The 19,330-nt window shown below is 36.0% G+C and carries 13 protein-coding genes and 1 pseudogene; 5 read left to right on the top strand and 9 right to left on the bottom strand.

Translation table 11 applies throughout. The features are described from left to right. Positions 1 to 47: 47 nt before the first annotated feature. The gene (gene brnQ / locus ACZ5R4_RS09325) at positions 48 to 1,367 is read left to right on the top strand and encodes a branched-chain amino acid transport system II carrier protein (RefSeq protein ID WP_464368482.1); all 1,320 of its coding nucleotides are present in this window, start codon (positions 48 to 50) and stop codon (positions 1,365 to 1,367) included. 53 nt (positions 1,368 to 1,420) lie between these two features. On the opposite strand, the gene ACZ5R4_RS09330 is transcribed toward brnQ, so the two are convergent. Next, entirely contained in the window at positions 1,421 to 2,803 is a 1,383-nt protein-coding gene (locus ACZ5R4_RS09330) for a 6-phospho-beta-glucosidase (RefSeq protein ID WP_109985745.1), read from the bottom strand. Positions 2,804 to 2,988: 185 nt separating this feature from the next. On the opposite strand from ACZ5R4_RS09330, the gene ACZ5R4_RS09335 reads away from it, so the two are divergent. Next, on the top strand, positions 2,989 to 3,870 hold the full coding sequence (locus ACZ5R4_RS09335; RefSeq protein ID WP_464368405.1) for a MurR/RpiR family transcriptional regulator: 882 nt from the start codon (positions 2,989 to 2,991) through the stop codon (positions 3,868 to 3,870). A 31-nt stretch (positions 3,871 to 3,901) separates the two neighbouring features. Here ACZ5R4_RS09335 and ACZ5R4_RS09340 read toward each other — a convergent pair whose 3' ends face one another. Then, on the bottom strand, positions 3,902 to 4,312 hold the full coding sequence (locus tag ACZ5R4_RS09340; protein ID WP_464368483.1) for an Lrp/AsnC family transcriptional regulator: 411 nt from the start codon (positions 4,310 to 4,312) through the stop codon (positions 3,902 to 3,904). A 196-nt stretch (positions 4,313 to 4,508) separates the two neighbouring features. Between ACZ5R4_RS09340 and ACZ5R4_RS09345 the strand changes: the two are divergent. Continuing rightward, positions 4,509 to 4,772, top strand: a pseudogene (locus tag ACZ5R4_RS09345) (MBL fold metallo-hydrolase); the annotation flags it as partial. 241 nt (positions 4,773 to 5,013) lie between these two features. Here the strand turns inward: ACZ5R4_RS09345 and ACZ5R4_RS09350 are convergent. The 6 genes from ACZ5R4_RS09350 to ACZ5R4_RS09375 all read right to left on the bottom strand — a co-directional run bounded on the left by ACZ5R4_RS09350 (position 5,014) and on the right by ACZ5R4_RS09375 (position 11,351). Continuing rightward, on the bottom strand, positions 5,014 to 6,477 hold the full coding sequence (locus ACZ5R4_RS09350) for a sulfatase family protein (RefSeq protein WP_054788179.1): 1,464 nt from the start codon (positions 6,475 to 6,477) through the stop codon (positions 5,014 to 5,016). A gap of 53 nt (positions 6,478 to 6,530) precedes the next feature. Then, positions 6,531 to 7,229, bottom strand: a complete 699-nt coding sequence (locus ACZ5R4_RS09355; RefSeq protein WP_054861162.1) for a carboxylesterase family protein — start codon at positions 7,227 to 7,229, stop codon at positions 6,531 to 6,533. A gap of 37 nt (positions 7,230 to 7,266) precedes the next feature. After that, positions 7,267 to 8,253 carry a LacI family DNA-binding transcriptional regulator gene (locus tag ACZ5R4_RS09360; RefSeq protein WP_109985742.1) on the bottom strand — a complete coding sequence of 329 codons (987 nt, stop codon included), beginning with the start codon at positions 8,251 to 8,253 and terminating at the stop codon, positions 7,267 to 7,269. 79 nt (positions 8,254 to 8,332) lie between these two features. Beyond that, positions 8,333 to 9,154: a carbohydrate ABC transporter permease gene (locus tag ACZ5R4_RS09365; RefSeq protein WP_054861161.1), complete on the bottom strand. Its 822-nt coding sequence runs from the start codon at positions 9,152 to 9,154 to the stop codon at positions 8,333 to 8,335. Between the two features lie 11 nt (positions 9,155 to 9,165). Next, a complete protein-coding gene (locus tag ACZ5R4_RS09370; RefSeq protein WP_109985741.1) occupies positions 9,166 to 10,053 on the bottom strand; it encodes a carbohydrate ABC transporter permease in 888 nt (295 codons plus the stop codon). Between the two features lie 65 nt (positions 10,054 to 10,118). Beyond that, entirely contained in the window at positions 10,119 to 11,351 is a 1,233-nt protein-coding gene (locus ACZ5R4_RS09375; protein ID WP_109985740.1) for a sugar ABC transporter substrate-binding protein, read from the bottom strand. A gap of 355 nt (positions 11,352 to 11,706) precedes the next feature. Between ACZ5R4_RS09375 and ACZ5R4_RS09380 the strand changes: the two genes are divergently transcribed. After that, on the top strand, positions 11,707 to 13,890 hold the full coding sequence (locus ACZ5R4_RS09380; RefSeq protein WP_464368406.1) for a glycoside hydrolase family 3 N-terminal domain-containing protein: 2,184 nt from the start codon (positions 11,707 to 11,709) through the stop codon (positions 13,888 to 13,890). Further along, complete coding sequence (locus tag ACZ5R4_RS09385) at positions 13,890 to 17,177, top strand: GH36-type glycosyl hydrolase domain-containing protein (protein WP_464368407.1); 3,288 nt, start codon at positions 13,890 to 13,892, stop codon at positions 17,175 to 17,177. Before ACZ5R4_RS09380 ends, ACZ5R4_RS09385 begins: the two co-directional genes overlap by 1 nt. A gap of 218 nt (positions 17,178 to 17,395) precedes the next feature. Here ACZ5R4_RS09385 and ACZ5R4_RS09390 read toward each other — a convergent pair whose 3' ends face one another. Then, positions 17,396 to 19,306: a beta-glucoside-specific PTS transporter subunit IIABC gene (locus tag ACZ5R4_RS09390; RefSeq protein ID WP_109985737.1), complete on the bottom strand. Its 1,911-nt coding sequence runs from the start codon at positions 19,304 to 19,306 to the stop codon at positions 17,396 to 17,398. Positions 19,307 to 19,330 lie beyond the last annotated feature (24 nt).

Below are 19,330 nucleotides of genomic sequence, written 5' to 3' on the forward strand. Positions count from 1 at the left end.
GCTTAACATTTCATATAAATGAAACATTAATTGTTGCGGAGGTTATTATGTCATCACGAAACACAACAAGTATTATCACGATAGGATTTATGCTTTTCGCATTATTTTTTGGTGCGGGTAATTTAATTTTCCCACCATTATTAGGACAAGCTGCTGGAGAAAACCTATTTCTAGCAAACCTAGGCTTTCTATTTACAGGTGTCGGATTGCCGGTGCTCACCGTCCTAGCACTTGCTATTTCAGGAAAAGAGAGCTTACAGTCATTAGCAAGTCGGGTACACCCAATATATGGTCTTATTTTCACTGTCACTTTATATTTAACTATTGGTCCCTTTTTTGCTCTACCGAGAACCAATACCGTTGCATATGAAATGGGCATTGCGCCTTTTTTCGGTAACCAGACAAGTAATGTTGCCTTACTTATTTTTACGATCGTATTCTTTGGCTTCACACTATATTTTTCCTTACAATCGAAGAAACTAATCGATATAATCGGAAAAGTGTTAACTCCACTCCTATTAGTGGTAATTACCTTATTAATTATAGTTTCCTTTCTAAATCCAATTGGAGAAATCCAACCACCGACAGATGCTTATATCTCGAACAGTTTTTTCACAGGCTTTCAAGAAGGCTATTTAACGATGGATTTGTTGGCTGCCTTTGTTTTTGGAATTATTATTATTAATGCGATGAAGGACATCGGTTATAGCACGAAAAAGCAACTAATCCTCTCGACATCGAAAGCTGCACTAATTGCAGCACTTCTTCTAGGTATTGTCTACTCTTCACTTGCATACCTTGGCGCGATTAGTGTCGAAGAAATCGGCTATATGGAGAATGGGGGTTCAATATTAGCTGCTGCCTCTGCTTTTTACTTTGGTTCGTATGGAAAAATCATACTCGGAGTAATTGTCGTTGCAGCCTGTTTAACAACAAGTATTGGTCTAGTAACGTCTTGTGCATCCTATTTTCATCAAATCATACCTAAAATTCCCTATTCAATCTGGGCGATTATTTTTACAATACTCGGTGCCGTCATTTCTAACTTTGGACTTACGACCATTATTGAGTTCTCTGTTCCAGTTTTATCGATGCTTTATCCAATGGCAATGTGTTTGATGATCTTAACCTTTCTCCATCCTGTCTTTAAAGGGAAAAAAGAAATATATCAAGCTAGTATATTATTTACCTTTATTGTTTCATTGTTCGATGGATTAAATGCTGCAGGCTTGAAAATTGTGGCAGTGAATGATTTATTTCAAACAATTCTCCCTCTATATAATGAAGGTCTAGGGTGGATAGTTCCAGCAATTGTTGGGGGCATAATAGGATATGGTTTTAGTGTGATCAAAAAAGACGTTTCTTAATGGACAAGAAGCTTCTCAATAGTTTTTTACTTATGAGAAGCTCCTTTCTTTTATTAATTTAAATTTCTCGCAATTTCGTCTTTAATGATTACTTCTGCAGTCTCTAGTTCCTCTATTTTCTCAGCAAATTGTGGTAAATACTCTTTATGAGCGAGCAATAATTCATCTAACACACGTTTTGCCGTTTCTCCACTAGGTATTAGAGGATTGATGATAAATGCTTGCAATAATACGCCATAATCACCTGTTACTGCTGCCTTTTCTACACAAAGTTCCATGCTTTTCATCAACTGCAACCAGCCTTTTTCTGCTGGTTCAAAGGATCCAAAGGCGATTGGTCGTGCACCTGCAGCACCAATATAAGCAGATACTTCCACTACATCATCTGGGGCAAGATCAGGCACAGCTCCATTATTTTTCGTAGACACGACGATTTGTGTATTTTTATTTGCATAAATAGACGCAATGGTTTCACAAGCAGCATCTGAATAGTATGCCCCTCCACGTTTCGTCAACTGCTCCGGTTTATCATGTAGATTAGGATCTTTATACAATTCGAATAACTCTGCTTCTGTTTGTTTGACTTGTTGAGCCCTTGTTCCTATATTCGGATCATTGTATTCTTCTAACATGTGATTTAACATCTCATCATAGCGGTAATAGTAACGGTGATAACCACATGGGATTAAATTCATTTGTTTTAATTGTTCTTTAAAGTAAGCAACGTCAAAGATATTTGCTGGAGTTCCGTTTTCTTCCTCATACAGCTTATCAATTATTTGAGAAGTTACATCATTTCCTTCTAAATCTTGGACTCGATGCCAATGAAAATGATTAATCCCAGCGAATGAATACACTAGTTCGTCTGTAGTTTTGCCAATTAATTTTGGTTCCTCCATCATCGCCATAACAGGTACATTGCATAAACCTATTACCTTTTCCCATTTTCCATAACGAATAATAGCATCTGTTACCATACCACTTGGATTAGCAAAATTAACTAACCAAGCATCTGGACATAATTCCTTCATATCTTCGACAATGCTTAGAATAACAGGAATAGTTCTTAATGCTTTAAAGATTCCACCTGCACCATTCGTTTCTTGACCTATCATCCCATAAGATAGAGGAATCCTCTCATCCTTAACACGAGCATTCAGTTGTCCTACTCTGAATTGAGTGGTGACAAAATCTGCATCCTTCAACGCCTCACGTCGATCTATGGTTAAACGAACCTTCACATCATAAGGAGATGCGTCCCACATCCTTTGTGCCATCTCGCCTACTATTTCAAGCTTTTCTTTCCCTGCTTCTATATCAACAAGCCATATCTCTCTTATTGGCAGTTCATCATACCTTCTAATAAAACCTTCCATTAATTCTGGAGTATAACTGCTGCCCCCACCAATGGTTACAATTTTTACACCTTTTGTCATTTTCATTCCTCCCTCTTAACTCTATTATAGAAAAAGAAGAAAGCGATACAATAAGTTATCGTGATAATCAACTGATATTCTCAAATTCATGATAATAATCTTACTTTTTTGTAAATGCTATTTACAAAGAGTGTCTTTATAGAAGTGATATCCATTTATATGCTATAGTTTAGAGGGTGATAGAAATGTTATTAACAGAAAAAATGAAGGAGGAAGCTTTCTCCCCTTCCGAAGAAATCATCATTGATTATATGTTTAAGGAAAGAGAAAATATTAAAAATAAAACCGTAAAACAAATCTCTAAGGAAACCTATACTCATCCCTCCACATTCATTCGGATAGGAAAAAAGCTTGGTTTTAATGGTTGGATCGATTTAAGAGAGGCTTTCCTTGAAGAAATTGACTATCTCAACAGTCACTTTCATAACATTGATGCCAACTATCCTTTTAATGAAGATGATCATCTAATGACCATAGCAAATAAAATGGCACATTTGAATCAAATGACCATTAACGATACTTTATCTCTTATTAATAATGAAGAACTACATAAAGCAACAAAGCTATTAAAAAATGCGACCAGTATAAAGATATTTGCGATCCAAAATAATTTAATCCTCTGTCATGATTTCAAAGCAAAAATGAACCGAATTGGTAGAAAAGTAGATCTTGCCATGGTTGATCCAGACTATGAAGCTGCGAGTTGCACTTTTGAAACCTGTGCTATTGTCATCTCTTACACTGGAGAGACGGAGGGTACTACCAGCCTTTTACCGATGCTAAAAAAACGTCATTCATCTATTATTGCCTTAACTAGTATTGGTGATAACACTTTAACTAAATATGCGGACTGTATATTCAGACTTACGACACGCGAACGCTTGTATTCCAAGATAGGTAGCTTTACTTTAAATGATTCGATCTGTTTCCTATTGGATATTTTGTATTCATGCGTATTCTCCGTGGATTATCAAAAAAACCTTCATTATACAATAGGTGTATCAAAATCATTTGATCCAAGAAAAAGCTCCAACAAAGTAATGGAAGAGCTTGATTCCGATAAATAAGATTGTTTGATAATCTAAGTTTTCTACATAGCTATTTATTAATAACGATCGAAAGTTTATAGCCCACGTAATTACTGATATCTGTCAAAAATTCATCTAATTCTTCATTCGATGGAAACCTACATTCGAGAATGTAACAACTCTCTCCACTTACCTTGTAATTATGTAAAACATACTGGTTCTGCTTTTTTATGAAGGATAAATATGGCTGGTGGTTCGTGCTCTTGGTATAGATATGAATGATTGTGTGAACAGGATAGCCCATTTTCACTTGATTAATGTGAATGGTATAGCCTTCAATAATTCCTTTATCCTCTAACTTGGCAACTCTTGCTGCAACTGCAGGTCCAGTCAGATGTACCTTCTCCCCTAATTCTTTCATGGTTAGGCGGCTGTTCTTGGAAAGTTCATCTAAAATATGTCTATCTGTATGATCTAACATAACCTTCATTCCTTTCATTAATAAAGTAAAAAATACTTTATTTTATCTATGTAGCGTTCTACAGCTCATAGTTTAGAATATACAGTGTTACAAGCAATTTTAAAAGAAAAGAGTCATTTTAGAAAACTTACCAATATCTATGAATAAGATTCAGGAGAATATAGATGCAGCTATCGTCACACATCTTCATTTGGATGATGCGGTTCAAGAAGTGATCGACAAATAGAAACCAGAAATTATAGTAAGCAATACTGGGAATAATCCATTCTTGGAAGGTGGATCCCTCGTAATGAGGAAAGTGGATGTTTATAAAGTGCACAGGGCTGCTCTTGAGGCAAAGATTATAGCTGTTCATATGGAAGCTGTCAACCACTGGACCTTATCGAGAGAAGAATTAAGAAGCTTGCTACAGAGATCTTATCTGTTGGTCCCTGATGATGGTGAATCTTACACATTTTAAAATAAAAGATACGCATGCTTGACTTGTACAAGAGAAATTTTCCCTTTTTATTGCATAAACTTCCCCTGACAATTTTTAAACAAGGAGTAAGTATTGTTAGACCAAGAGATCTGGGACTTTTCTCTGATATTCTGATAATCTGAGTATATTGACAAGATTATAAACGATTGTCAATATACTCACAAGTAATACATTGAATTCGGTAAGGTTCATTTGGCTTGTCTGATCTGACCTTTTAATTTTAGTTAAGCTCTTTTACATAGAGATTTTCTAATGCCCTTGCCCCTTCTTCTCTTCCTGTATTTCTCAAATGTTTTAAATATCCTTTTAGGCTGTGTATTTGCGCATGATATGGTCCGCCTTCTTTCATTACTGTCCACAGTGGATCTACATCATAATCCATTGACATCATCATTTCATCATGCCATTCATTCAAATAATACACTGCTTCCATACAAGTATCACGATATTGCTCAGCCAAATTATATTGCTCATATGGGTCTTCTTTAAGATGGAATAACATTTCTTTCTTAAATAAATGAAAACCATCATGATAAGTTCGAATATACAACCAATCATCAAACCTTACACTTCGTTGACATACGTGGGCGTTTTGTGAAACCACTAAATAGTCTCTGCCACAACTTTCTCCTTTTAATAAAACAGAAGCATAACTTTGGCCATCCCAAGATGATTTAGGTTGTTGGTTCAATAATTCTGCAACAGTTGGAGCAAAATCTAAATGGTAATGCAAATCATGATCGACATACCCTTTCTGCATCCCTGGCCAACGTACAATCATTGGGATTCGGCATGTCATTTGGTCAGCTGTTCCATGTTCAGCATAAATACCTAATTCCCCTAAATTTTCACCATGATCTGCTGTGACAATAATAATTGTATCTTCCATAATTCCTTGCTTTTCCATTTCTTTGAAAATCATACCGATGTTTTCATCCATGAATCGAAGGCCTGTATCATAACCATCGATCACTTTTCTTAAACTCTCACGATCTGTTATTTCACCAGGGTGACGCGGAAATTGTGGCAGGCTATTGTTATCATACATATTGATTTCTCTTGCAGAGTGTGGTCCAACACTTTTCAAATGTTCTTGTAGTACGTCATCTGTAATCCATTTCGGTAAAGGATCATTCTTAAATGGTTCTCCATAGCTTTCCGGTGCTCGATATGGTGTATGTGGATCCCAGTAATTCACATATAAAAACCAATCATCCTCTTGTCCATTACGGTCTAGCCAATCCAATACTGTCGGCGTCACTTCCTCAGCGGATTCGTCTCCTGTTTTCCCTGTATTATACATTTCATTAAAGCCAGCATAGAATTGCCAGGAGGAGTGTCTTTCAGCAAAAGGGCTAATTAAAGCAGTTTTCATGCCTTCTTGACGAAATATATTTGGAAAACTATCTGTTTTTAATTGATCAAAAAATTCTCGGTTTGGTCCCTCAATTCGCATATCTCCAGCTGTGCCACCATGTCCAACATTCCCTGTATGAATGCCAAATTTTCCAGTCATAAATGCGTTTCTGGAAGGAGCACAAGGAGCATCTGTGGTGTAATAATTAGTAAAACGGACTCCTTCTTCTGCAATTCGATCGATATTTGGTGTTGTATTTCGGTGATATCCATAACACCCTAAATGATCTGGTCTTGTGGAATCTAAATCTAACAATAATACTCGCATGAAGAATCCTCCTAGTAAAAAATTTGTAAATACTCTTCGATTCTTTATATTAACTATGTTAATTTCTGTTGGAGCAACCACTTATACAACTCTCGATGTTGATAAGCATTTACCCATGAATCATGTCCAACTCCAGAATAAATCGTTAAATGGACATTAGAGTGAATGTTTTTCAAATAATTGGTTATCATTACCGATTCATTCATTGGTATGATATCATCTTGATCACCATGGAACGCCCAAACCGGCATATGTCGTAATACCTGTAATTTCTCCGGGAGCATTTCTTCTGTGACTATCTCTGTAAATTCCTCTCTTCTATGCTGCGGTAATGTCACAGCTCCACAAACTGGAACCAATGCCGCAAAGTAATCAGGGTATTGTAACGCTAGATTCCATGCACCGACTCCCCCCATACTCATTCCTGTTAAATAAATTCGCTTTGTATCAACATGGTAAGAAGTAACAATGGTTGTCACTAGTGACATTAGCACGTCTAAATCTTCAGTCCAATAAGAATCAGCCGAACATTGTGGTGACACTACGATAAACGGAAAGGAACTGTCCTTATCTAGAAAAGACGGAATTCCGTGATATTTAACAGTTTCTAAATTGTCACCTCTCTCTCCAGCCCCATGGAGAAAAAGAATTAATGGAAATGTATATTCTGGCTGCTTTTCTAACGAATCAGGCAAATATAACAAATAACGAATAGTTTTTTCTTGTTTCGTAAATACTTTTTCCTTTTGCAAAAAGCTCCCCCTCTTTTCTTGGCTAATAGATGGATAACTATTTTCTAACTGATTCTCGAACGACCAATTCCGTGGATAATGTATACTTTTGATTGATCTGTTTTCCCTCTATCAATTGAAAAATAAGGTCTACAGCAAGTGCTCCAGCTTCATATTTTGGTTGCTTGATTGTTGTCAATGGTGGTGAAACATATTCAGATAGTTGAATATCATCAAAACCGATGACAGAAATTTCTTCTGGCACCTTGATTTGGTGGTCTCTAAATGCCTGCAAACCACCTATTGCCATCTCATCATTACCATAAAAAATCCCCTCGGGCAACTCACCACGAGCAATCAATAATTTGGTTGCTTTATATCCTCCTTCTCTCGTAAAATTACCGATCGAATTCAGATTGGAATAGGCAGTTAAGTTGTGATTTTTTAATGCTTCCATGTATCCCTTTAAACGTTTCTTATTATCATTAGAATCTTGCGGTCCCCCAATATATGCAATATTACGAAGACCCTTCTCAATTAAATATTCTGTCGCTAAATAACCACCATGCTCATTATCAACTTCTACATGATACACATATTTATTTGAAATATCTCTATCCAGAACAATTAGCGGAAAATCCTCTTGGGCAGATTCTATTGTAATTTGGTCACTGATGTTATGAGCCAAAATAATTGCTCCATCTACGCGTTTTTCCCGTAAAAATTTAACAGCTGTTGACTGTGGGCCTCCTATTGAACTACAAGCGATTAAATCATAACCATTGGCCATTGTTACATCTTGAACACCTTTAATTAATTCTGAGTAGTATGGGCCAGATAGGTCACTTAAAATCAAAGCGATCGTATTGGTCTTCGTCCGTTTCAAGTCAGAAGCTATACCATTCTTTTTATAATTTAGTGTCCTGGCCGCTTCCTCCACCCTTTGTTTAGTTGCTGCACTGATCCTTGTACTGTTATTTAATGCATATGAAGCGGTGGAAACCGCTACACCTGCCAACTTAGCGACATCTTTGATTGTTGCCATTCCTACTTCCTCCATTACTGCTTCTTTTCCTTGTATTTAACTTTATCAGAACGATAGATTGAAGTCATTTTTCATCCGATTATTTAATACCAGACACGTTAAACCCTTCAATAATATATTTTTGAAAAATTACAAATATGATTAATACTGGTATTACCATAAAGGTAGAACCTGCCATTTGCAAACCATAATTGGTAACATTTTGGTCTTTCAATAATGCTAATCCGACCGATAATGTATACAACGATTCATCATTCGCGATAATTAACGGCCATAAGAAACTATTCCATGAGCCGATAAATGTTAATATAACTTGCACGGCCAGAATAGGCTTTGCTAACGGAATAATCAACCGTATAAAAATATAAAATTCTCCTGCTCCATCTAGCCTTGCTGCTTCTATTAGATCGTCTGGGATCGTCACCATAAATTGCCTGATTAAAAAAATATTAAAAGCTGCTATTAATCCAGGCAATACAATACCACTCATTGTATTCGTTAATCCCATTTCATTTAAAATAAGGTAGGTCGGAATCATCGTTACTTGCCCTGGCAACATCATCGTAATCAGAACAATGATAAACCATGTTTCCTTTCCTTTAAATTGAAATTTTCCAAAACCATAACCAGCCATTGTGTTTAAAAATAGCCCGACCATGGAAAAAAAGACAAGGATTAACGTATTAATTAAATATACATCAAAGTTTAAGTTTTGGAACAAATTAATATAATGCTCAATGGTTGGTTCATTTGGAAACAATGTTGGTGGAATATTTAATACTTCACGCTCATTTTTGAGCGAACTTAAGATCATCCATACGAAAGGAAGGGAAACGAGCAGTCCACCAAAGGTCATAATTCCTATAACAACCGTCTTTTCCACTCTATTTTTCAAGTACATGGTCGATCACCTCATAATGTTTGATCAGATTTTCTGAATTTGAATTGAATCAATGTTGCTACAATAATGATTGCAAACAAAATAAAAGAGGCCGCAGCACCATAGCCAAATTCATTGTATTGAAAACCTTCTTGATAGATAAAAAGTGCTATCGAATTCGTTCCATTTAATGGACCACCCTCTGTCATAACAAAAGGTTCCTCAAAAAACTGTAGCCAGCCAATCAATGTTGTTACCGTAACAAAGAAAGTAGCAAAGCTCATCGATGGCAATGTAATCCTAATCAATTTCTGCCATCTATTGGCTCCATCAATATCGGCAGCTTCGTAATATACTCTTGGAATGGATTGCAATGCAGCTAAAAAAATAAGCATGCTAACACCATTACTTTTCCAAACAGCCAATAAAATCAAAGACAATTTAGCTACAAATGGGTCTTCTAACCATGGGATTCGACCAACATCTATTAAGGATAATAGATAGTTAAACAATCCATACTCTTGGTTATATAAAAAACCCCAAACAACCGCAATTGCTACAATATTCGTCACCGAAGGGACATAGTAAATCACCCGAAATGTCGAAGCTAATTTCTGTCCCACTAAATTGATAAAGAAAGCGATAAAGAAAGAGCTTCCTACAGCTAACGGTACACCTATAATTACATAGATAAACGTATTTCTCATTGATTGCATAAATGTTTCATCTTTAAACAATTCAAAATAATTATCTAAGCCAACAAAGTTAATTTGCGACCAGTTCGCTAATCCTATTAAGTTAGTATCTGTGAAACTGATACTAAAAGCGACAATAATTGGCAAAAATGAAAAAACTATTAAAAGCAGTACTGCTGGGCCGATAAAAAGAAACGGTGTCCATTTCTTTTTCATTGCGTTCAACGAAATCACTCCTTTACAAAGGAGGGAATGCTATCTCGTGCATCCCTCTCCTTTAATACACTCCATTATTTTGAGAGAATCTTTGAAGCCTCTACTTGGAATTCCTCTAATGATTGATCAATATCTGCTCCACCACGATTGATTTCCTCTAGGACATTTAAAATCTCGTTACCTAATCGTTCATATTCTGGAATTAAGGGTAATGGTTGCGTCGACTCCAATTGTTCTCCAAAAGTACTAACCAATCCGTCATTGGCTAGAACAGGATCTTGCCATGCTTCTTTATTAGCAGGTAATTCACTTTTTGTTTCATACCATTTTACCTGTGTTTCAGGATCTGCCATCCAATTAATAAATTCTAGTGATTGGTCCACCTTTTCAGAATTAGCGAATACAGAAAGATGTGCACCACCCATCATAGACTTATTATTTTCAGCGGTCGGCATTACTTTTACATTCCATTTACCCTCAATTTCAGGAGCTCTGTCTTTTATTGTTCCAATATCCCATGGCCCACTGAAAAACATTGGTTTTGACCCATCACTAAATGCTTGAAAGAATTCTTTCCCTTCTCCCATTTGAGATAGTCCTTCCTCATAAAATAAATGATGTAACTCAATCGCTTCCTTAAAATTCTCACTATCGAAGCTTTCCGCACCCTTATCGATATCGTAATTCCAACCATGCTCCCATGCTAAAATAAATGGAAATTGCGGATCAGTCGTAGGTAAATCAATCGCATACTGATCTTCCCCTCTATCTGCTAGCTTTCTGGAAGCATCGATCATATCATCCCATGTTTCTGGACCATTCGGATAGCCTACTTCTTCTAAAATATCCGTTCTATAGAATAATGCCCTCGTATCTACATACCACGGAATACCTATTGTTTTACCATCAAATTCCGTTGTCCCTATCGCACTATCATAGAAATTATCCGGAGCTAGATTTTCATAATCATCAATGTATTCAGAGATATCCATAAAAGTATCTGCTTCCGCAAACTCTGCCACCCAAGTCGTTCCAATCTGTAAGACATCTGGTCCTTTTCCAGAAGCAACAGCAGTTAATAATTTATCATGTGCACTATCCCAAGGAATTGATTGAACATCGACTGTTATGCCACTTTCTTCTTCAAAATCTGTTACAAAATCATCTAATCCTTCTGACATTGTCCATACCTGGATAGTATTATCACCTGCTTCATCTTCCCCTGAACTATCTCCTGAAGAGCATGCACTTAATGTAATGATGGCTGTTAAAAAAGATACAAAAATAAATGGCTTCACTTTAAACATAGGAACACCCTTTCATAAATTTATACAGCAATAAAATTTCTTCTAAGTATTATCTTCCATTCATTTACATCCAATAAACTAATCTTATAAACGATAGTGCGTTCTTGGAAAACAACCCCTTTCAAAAAAACGAATCGAAACGTTTCAACAATTTTATTATAGATTAATCTGTAATCGGTTTCAAGTGATTTTTATTTTTTTGTGAACATTGTTTTATAGACGATATATGTTAATAAACACAAATTTAATTATATATTTTTTGTTGAAACGTTTCTACAAATAGATTATAGTAGTTTTAAAATCAATTGCAATAGATTTATTTTTTTGTGTATCAATTAACAGGAGGTAACAACGGATGAAAAGCAATAAAGCTATTGAATTATTAGCAAAAATGACTTTAGAAGAAAAAATTGATCAACTTATGCAGTTGGCTACTCCCTTTTTTAAAGGAGCTTCAGACAACGGTAAAATCACTGGTCCAATGGTTCATTTAAAGGTAGACGTAAAAAATGTTCAAAACGCTGGATCTGTACTAGGTGCCTCAGGGGCTGAAAATATTATATCTATTCAGAAGAAACATTTAGAGGAAAACCGACTAGGAATACCTTTATTATTCATGTCGGATGTTGTCCATGGATATAAAACTATTTTTCCTATACCTTTAGCAATTGGATGTTCATGGAATATTGATCTTGCTGAACAAAGCGCCAAAATAGCTGCAAAAGAAGCAGCAGTTTCTGGAATCCATGTAACATTTGCTCCAATGGTTGACTTAGTCAGAGATCCGCGATGGGGACGGGTAATGGAGTCAACTGGTGAAGATCCATTTCTTAATAGTATGTTTGCAAAAGCACAAGTGAAAGGATTTCAAGGAAAAGATTTAAAGACTAACTTAGATCATATAGCTGCTTGCGTAAAACATTTCGCAGGTTATGGAGCTGCAGAAGGAGGTCGAGACTATAATACTGTAAATATGTCTGATCGCGAGCTCCACGAAAACTATTTACCTCCTTTTAAAAATGCTATCAATGCTGGAGTTAAAATGATCATGTCATCCTTTAATATCGTTGACGGCATTCCTGCAACCGCAAACAAATATTTAATGCGTAACATTCTGAGAGAGCAATGGGGATTTGATGGTGTTATTATTTCAGATTGGGGTGCTGTCAAAGAGCTAATATCCCATGGTGTTGCATCAAACGAGCGTGAAGCTGCCTTAAAAGCACTAGAAGCAGGAACAGATATTGAAATGATGACTCATTGTTATACAGAAAACTTAAAAAATTTAGTGGAGAGTGGAGAACTCGATGAATCTCTCATCGACGAAGCAGTGATAAGAATTTTGCAATTAAAAGATGATTTAGGCTTATTTGAAAATCCTTATCGTGGTGCTGACATTAAGCGAGAGCAAAAAGTAGTCATGTCCAACTCTCATCGGAAAGCTGCTAGAGAATTAGCAGCAGAGTCCTGTGTCTTGTTAAAAAATGAGAAGAACGTACTTCCGCTAGAGCCAATGCAAAAAATAGCGTTAATTGGCCCATTTGTGGATAGCGGAGACATTCTTGGACAATGGTCTTGGCTAGGTTCAACCGACGATGCGGTTACCATAGCAGCTGGTCTAAGCAAAAAAGGTAAAAAAAATGAAGTCCTTATTTCTAAAGGCTCTGACATTACAATGATTACAGAAGATTTAAAGAAGCAAGCTGTCGAGACAGCTAAATTGGCAGATGTAATTGTCATGGCTGTCGGCGAGCATTCGAGTATGAGTGGTGAAGCAGGATCAAGGTCGAATATTCAATTGCCAGAAGCACAGTTAGAATTGATCAAAGCAATATCAACCGTTGGAAAACCTATTGTAACGGTTCTATTCAATGGTAGACCACTTGACTTACATGGTGTAATAGAGCATTCTGATGCATTGTTAGAAGCATGGTACCCTGGTACAGAAGGCGGTAACGCAATAGGTGACATTTTATTCGGTGATCAAAATCCATCTGGAAAATTAACGATGTCTTTTCCTTACTCAGCAGGTCAAATTCCTGTTTACTATAATCATTATAATACAGGACGTCCTAAAGGTGCACCAGATGCCCAAGTACGTTATGTTTCCCAATATTTAGACAGTCCAAATGACCCTCTATTCCCATTTGGTTTCGGCTTAAGCTATACGACTTTTCAGTATAGTAATCTGAAACTTTCAAAAAATCAAATCACCAAAACAGACAAGCTAATTGTTTCATTTAATGTGAAAAATACCGGCAGTGTTTCTGGAAAAGAAATAGTTCAATTATATATTAGTGATACGGTTGGTGAAGTCGTACGTCCGGTAAAAGAATTAAAAGGATTCAAAAAAATAGAATTAGATTCAAATGAAGAACAAACGATTTATTTTGAATTGTCAGAAGTAGACTTACGATATTTCCATAGCAATCTAGCATATAAAAGCGATCCTGGTACGTTTATTGTTTCTGTCGGAAGTAGTAGTACAGAAGTAATCGAACTTTCATTTCAATTAATACCAACTAAGGAGGATCAATAATGTCCAATAATAACATTGAAATTAAAACAAGTGGGTTAAGCTATTCCTTTTTATCAAGTGGTGACTTATATGCTATTACAAAAGACAATTTACTTATAAACCAGCAATTATCCAATACTATAGATGGTTCTATGCAGAATATTTACTTACGTATTATAGAGGATAATGGACAAATCATCTATCACCCCTTACTAGGTGTTCATTCTGAAAGTACCTTTTATCAATCGGATCATACATTGAAATGGGTAGGTACATTTTCTAATGTTCATTATGAAGTTATTTTTCATGCTGTTGATTATACTTGGTTCTGGGAAGTCAACCTAGAGGGAAACAACAATGATGTAGATATAATATATGGACAGGATTTAGGGCTTGCCGAGCTAGCAGCTGTCCGTTCAAATGAAGCATATGTTTCTCAATACATCGATCATACGGTATTTGAAGACGAACAGGTAGGCTATACAATCTGTTCCCGTCAAAATCAACCACAAAATGGTCGCTTTCCATTTATTCAGCAAGGGACATTAAACAAGGCCACTGGTTATTCAACAGATGGATTTCAATTTTTCGGGATATCCTATAAATTAACCAATCTACCAGAAGTGCTTTCAAAAAGACATTTGGCAAAGGAAGTATATCAATATGAATTTGCCTATACCGCCTTACAAACAGAAGCTGTTACATTGAAGGGTAAGGATCAATTTGTTTTCTATGGATCCTATCGACCTGACCAGCCACCTGCTATAACAAAAATGGATGGACTAGCGGATATTATGCAAACATGGGAAAGTATCCAAAGTAAGCCAACGCCAGCTTATCAACAGGTTGAAATAAATGCTAATTTGTTTAACTACGTATCACTAAATACTTTGCCATTAACCGAGGAAGAATTAAATGCTTATTATCCTATCCGACAATTAGAGGAGTACAAGAATGGGAATCTATTATCTTTTTTCACTAATCAATATGAACATGTTGTACTAAAGGAAAAAGAGCGATGGATGGAAAGACCGCATGGACACATCTTAATGAGCGGTAGCAATGATCAAATACGAGATGATGTATTTACTACAACTTCTTACATGTATGGCATTTTTAATTCTCAATTATCTGTTGGCAATGTTGAGATGAATAAATTATCGACCAATGCTCGTAATCCTTTAAATATTCATAAAACATCTGGACAACGAATTTATATAGAAATTGATAAAACCCTCCATTTGTTAGCTATGCCCTCTGCCTTTGAAATGGGCTTTAATTATTGCAAATGGTACTATAAAACAGAACAAGATCTATTGATTGTTACTAATTTTACAGCAGTAGCTACAAATGATGTACAGTTGCAAATTCAGAGTGCATCAGGGAAGAGCTATCGTTACTTTGTTACACAGCAAATTGATCACACAAAAGGATTTATCTTTACCAATGACCAAGCAACAGGTACCTATCTATTTAACTGGAAGGAGAAAGCAAACCAAGTATACCCTGATCTACAATACCGGATGAAGTTACCCACTAATAGCAAGGTATTTCAAGATAACAACTCAACTTCATTAGTATGTTTCACCACGGACAAGACAGATAGCTGGAGTATGGTGATAGAAGGTCAGCTAAAACATAGTCAACAACCATTGCAGGTAAAAGACTTTACATTAGAAAAAGAACGCTACCGTATATTTTTCCATGATGTAATGAGAGGTTTCCACCTTTCTATGAAAGGTGATACAACGGAATATCTAGAAAAAACTAATGCAATAGCATGGTGGTATACACACAATATGCTAGTCCATTTCTCCACTCCACATGGTCTGGAGCAATATGGTGGTGCTGCATGGGGAACACGAGATGTGAGTCAAGGACCTTTTGAATACTTTATGGCAACTAGACATTATCAAACCGCTAAGGAAATTATCAAAACAATCTATTCTCATCAATACCAAGATAGTGGAGATTGGCCGCAATGGTTTATGTTTGATCAATATGTCTCCATTCAGCAAGAAGATAGCCACGGAGACATTATTATCTGGCCACTCAAAATTATCGGTGATTATATTGAAGCGACAGGAGATCTTACTTTACTGGAAGAAAAAGTTCCTTATATGGATCGTCTTACTAAGAATTTTTCTGCTGAAGAAATACCGATAATAGATCATTTAAGAAAACAAATTAACTATATTACATCCACCTTTTTACACAATACATCATTACCAGCTTATGATGATGGGGACTGGGATGACACGTTACAGCCTGCAAATCAGGATTTAAAACAATACATGGTCAGCACCTGGTCTGTCGCATTGATGTATCAATCAATGAAAAAGCTAGCAACACTATTAACCACTTGTTATGAAAGGGAGCTAGGGAAACTAAAAGATATCGTATTGTTGCTTCAAAATGATATTGAACATTATATTCTAGATAGTGATGTTATACCAGGTTTTATCTATATGGATGATCTTAGTAAAGTTAAAAAAATGCTACATCCATCTGATCACGATACAGGAATACAATACCGTTTACTACCAATGCAACGTGCTATTATCAGTGAATTATTTTCGTCTGACCAGGCAAATATGCATTATGGATATATCAAAAAACATCTTTTCTTCCCCGACGGTGTCCGATTAATGAATCGACCTGCATCATACAACGGTGGGGTTAGTTATCAATTTAAACGTGCAGAGCAAGCAAGTAACTTCGGTCGCGAAATAGGACTACAGTATGTACATGCACATATACGCTTCATTGAAGCAATGGCTAAACTTGGAAAGGAAGAAGAAGTTTGGAACGGTTTAAACGTCATTAACCCAATACTTCTAAATAAATCAGTTCCTAATGCTGACATTCGTCAGAGTAATGCTTATTTTAGCAGTTCTGATGGGAAATTTCACACTAGATATGAAGCTCTAGAAAAATTTAACCAATTGAAAGATGGTAGCGTAAAAGTAAAAGGTGGTTGGCGAATTTATTCAAGCGGTCCCGGAATCTTTATGAATCAATTGATTTCCAACGTCTTGGGAATTAGAGAAGTAAGCGATGCTCTTATTATTGATCCGATCATTTTAAGGGAATTGAATCAACTAATGTTTGATTTTCAATATGAAGACCAGCCAGTTACCTTTATCTATTATACAAGTAGCAAGGAAAAAAGAGTATATGTGAACAACCACAAAATAGCATTTAAAAAAGTTCAAAACCGCTATCGCAATAACGGGTTTAAGCTTTATAAAAAAGAACTTTTACACCATTTAAATGGTTCACAAAATATAATAAAAGTATATTTATAATGGGAACTTCCCTCAGTGGGGATTTTACCACTTGGATAAATTAGTATAGTACAGTAACAATACTTATAATAAAAGCGACTTCCGAAAAACTATTGAGATTAAAGGAAATGCCCCTCAGCTTTACTAGGAATTTGGAAACCCTTTATTTCCATACTCCGGAAGTCGCTTAATTAACTATCAAGTCTAGATTTTTCTATTTTTTTCTAAAAGTCATGTAATTAATGAATCACTGCTTTGATTAATTGTCCACCAGGATCTACATTATCTGCATTTGTTAGAATAAGCTCTTTATACTTATCACTATTAGTAATGAGAACAGGAGTTACTACTGAAAAACCGGCTTGTTTGATTTGCTCTACATCAAAATCTATCAGTAATTGACCTTTCTCTATCCTATCTCCTTGTTTAATCGAGGATTTAAAAAACTTCCCGTTTAATTGAACAGTATCTAATCCAATATGCATTAAGATTTCAGCACCATTATCAGTTGTTATTCCGACAGCGTGATTGGTTGGAAATAGTGCAGTTACTGTCCCGGAAACTGGAGAAACCAATTTACCTTCTGTAGGATCAATTGCAAGCCCCTTTCCAAGCGCTCCAGTAGAAAAAGCTTCATCCTTCACTTCTGATAATGATAGAACAGTTCCCTTCAGTGGACTAGTGATGTTTTCGTCTTGATTGTTGTCTGTACTATTATGGTTATCTTCTTCTTTCAGGGATTCTCCATCTTTATTTTTTTTACTCAATCCAAATAAATAAGCAAGTATAAAGCCTAATACTAAATTTACTCCCATTGCAATAATTCCACCCCAGAATCCGATGTCAAGACCCTCGGAACCAATTTTAGATGGTATACCAAAAACACCTAGTCCACCCATCATATATACTTTCGTACCTGTTGCTCCCATAATACCTCCTCCAACTGCAGAGGTGATAAGAGTTATAATAAACGGTCTTTTTAAAGGTAAGGTAATCCCATAAATCGCAGGCTCCGACACACCAAAGATACTGGATATAGCAGCAGGTATACTTAGAGTTTTAATCTTTTGCTGTTTCGTCCTAGCCATTACCCCAAGTACGACACCAGTTGTTGCTAGCGATGTGGCTGATATTAAAGCTAATATAAAGTCATAACCAAAAACTGCTAGGTTGTTCATTGCAATCGGAATGAAGCCCCAGTGGAGACCAAACATTACAAATAATTGCCATAATCCACCAAGTATCAAACCTGCCAATAATGGACTTAGATCATATGCCCAGACAGTAGCTTGTCCTAATAGTGAACTAATCCATGTAGCAATTGGTCCAATCACAATAAAAGTAATTGGGACGATTACTAGCAATGTGAAAAATGGTACAAGAAAGGACTTTACAACATCAGGAATTACTTTGATAAACCATTTTTCCAATTTTGATCCAACATATGCTGCCAATATAATTGGAATCACAGAAGATGCATAACTCATTAGAATAACTGGTATTCCAAGGAATGTGATATGGATAGGTGATTCAAATATAGTTCCTTGAAATAAGGTATAAAGTGGTTCCCCTTCCGTAATACCAGAAAGTGAAGGATACACTAACGCTGCACCTATAGCCATCCCAACGAAATGGTTTCCACCAAATTTTTTCATTGCTGTAAAGCCCAAAAATACAGGGAAGAAATGGAAGAGAGCATCACCAACAGCCTGTAGAATATGATAGGTTCCAGTTGTATTCGCATACAAACCTAATGCAACAAACAAAGCATTAAAACCTTTAATCATTCCTGAAGCAGCTAAAACACCCAGTATTGGTGCAAATATTCCAGAGACAATATCAATAAATTTGTTAAATAATCCCTGCTTTTCTTCACTTTCCTCATCCGCAGATGATTGAGTATCAAACCCTCCAACAGATAGTACTGCTTTATATACATCAGATACATGATTGCCAATCACTACTTGGTACTGCCCACCACTTTTCATAACGGTAACAATACCATCCATATCTTTTAATACACTAGTATTTGCTTTATCTTCGTCTTTCAATTTAAAACGCAAGCGTGTCACACAATGGACAACACTGTTAACGTTTTCTTTTCCTCCAATATTTTTTATAATGTCATTTGCCAATTGTTCGTATTTCATCTCTCCAACCCTCTTTCTTTGATA

It is taken from the genome of Gracilibacillus sp. JCM 18860 (assembly GCF_055395245.1).